The sequence below is a fragment of the Methylorubrum podarium genome (assembly GCF_022179745.1).
Taxonomy (GTDB): Bacteria; Pseudomonadota; Alphaproteobacteria; order Rhizobiales; family Beijerinckiaceae; genus Methylobacterium; species Methylobacterium podarium.
Genome location: NZ_BPRD01000371.1, coordinates 1 through 1,728 on the forward strand (window position 1 = coordinate 1; position 1,728 = coordinate 1,728).

The 1,728-nt window shown below is 67.2% G+C and carries 1 protein-coding gene; it reads right to left on the reverse strand.

Annotated features, from left to right (window positions below; translation table 11 throughout):
- Positions 1-262: 262 nt before the first annotated feature.
- Positions 263-1,585 carry a S41 family peptidase gene (locus MFF42_RS18060; protein WP_238256988.1) on the reverse strand — a complete coding sequence of 441 codons (1,323 nt, stop codon included), beginning with the start codon at positions 1,583-1,585 and terminating at the stop codon, positions 263-265.
- Positions 1,586-1,728 lie beyond the last annotated feature (143 nt).

Here is a 1,728-nt window from a genome sequence, read left to right on the forward strand (position 1 = left end):
GCCGATGCCGGCCGCCGCGCCCGCGGAGGAGCGCAGGGCGAATCGCGGGCGGGCCGCCTTGTCCGCCACCCCGAGGGGCTTCGTCAGGATGTCGTCGGCCGCGTCGCTCACCCGCCGTCCCGCCCTGTTGGCGCATGTTCGGACGACCGGGCGCGGCCTTCAACGAGAAACGGCCCGCAATCCCGGTCTGAACCGGTATTGCGGGCCGTCATGGTTAATCTTTCGCTAACCCGGCGGCGGTTGGCCGCCGCGGATCGCGCGATCAGTTCTGCGTGGCCGGCTTCGTGACGTTGGCCGCACCCTTCTGGATGCCGTGCAGGAAGTCGACTGCGGCGATGAGCTGCTTGTCCTTGGCCGGGTCCGGCGGGATGTAGGCCGAGGACCCGCCGCGCTCCTCGGTGTCCTTCTGCTTGAGGTGCCCCTTCAGGCCGGCCTCACCCTTGGTCTCGTCCTTGCCCTTCAGATCGTCGGGCACCTCCTGCAGCACCTCCTGATCCGGCTCGATGCCCTTGGCCTGGATCGAGCGGCCGGACGGCGTGTAGTAGCGCGCGGTGGTCAGCCGCAGGGCGCCCTGGCCGCCGAGCGGGATGATCGACTGCACCGAGCCCTTGCCGAAGGAGCGCGTGCCCATGATCGTCGCGCGCTTGTGATCCTGGAGGGCGCCGGCCACGATCTCCGAGGCGGAGGCCGCGCCGCCGTTCACCAGCACGACGATCGGCTTGCCCTTGGCCAGGTCGCCGGCCTTGGCGGAGAAGCGCTGCGTTTCGTCCGGGTTGCGGCCGCGGGTCGAGACGATCTCGCCGCGGTCGAGGAAGGCGTCGGAGACCATCACCGCCTGATCCAGCAGGCCGCCGGGATTGTTGCGCAGGTCGATCACGTAGCCCTTGAGCTTGTCGTTGCCGATCTCGCTCTGGAGCTTGTCGATCGCGGTCTTGAGGCCGTCGTAGGTCTGCTCGTTGAACTGGGTCAGGCGCACGTAGCCGACATCGCTGCTCTCGACCTTCGAGCGGACGGGGCGGATCTTGATGATGTCGCGGGTCAGCGAGACGTCGATCGGATCCTTCGACTCCTTGCGGGTGATCTTGAGCTTCACCGTGGAGTTGACCGGCCCGCGCATCTTGTCGACGGCCTGGTTCAGGGTCAGGCCCTGGACCTGATCCTCGTCGATCTGGGTGATGATGTCGTTGGCGAGCAGCCCGGCCTTGGAGGCGGGCGTGTCGTCGATCGGCGAGACCACCTTGATCAGGCCGTCCTCCATGGTGACCTCGATGCCGAGGCCGCCGAACTCACCCTTCGTCGTCGTCTGCATGTCGCGGAACGCCTTGGCGTCCATGTAGCTCGAATGCGGGTCGAGCGAGGTCAGCATGCCGTTGACGGCCGCCTCGATCAGCTTCGACTCCTCGGGCTTCTCGACGTAGTCGGTGCGCACCTTCTCGAACACGTCGCCGAACAGACTCAGCTGCCGGTAGGTTTCCGCCGAGGCCGCGATGGCGCTCGTGCCGGAGAGGAGCTGGGTCTGGGTCGACAGGGCCGAGGCGCCGATGCCGAGGGCCGCGCCGAGCAACACGAGGGACACTTTGCGCATTATCCGCGAACCTTCTCGCTGGAACTTCTCGCCCACCACGGCTCCGGATCGATGGAGCCGCCGTCTTTCCTGAACTCGACGTACAGGACGGGATCACTGCGATCATCGTCCCTCTGTGACGCAGGCTGCGTCACAGAGGGACG

Bases quoted from the DNA above. Each gene is read 5' to 3' on its own strand.
- MFF42_RS18060 (WP_238256988.1), bottom strand. From the start codon at position 1,585: ATGCGCAAAGTGTCCCTCGTGTTGCTCGGCGCGGCCCTCGGCATCGGC.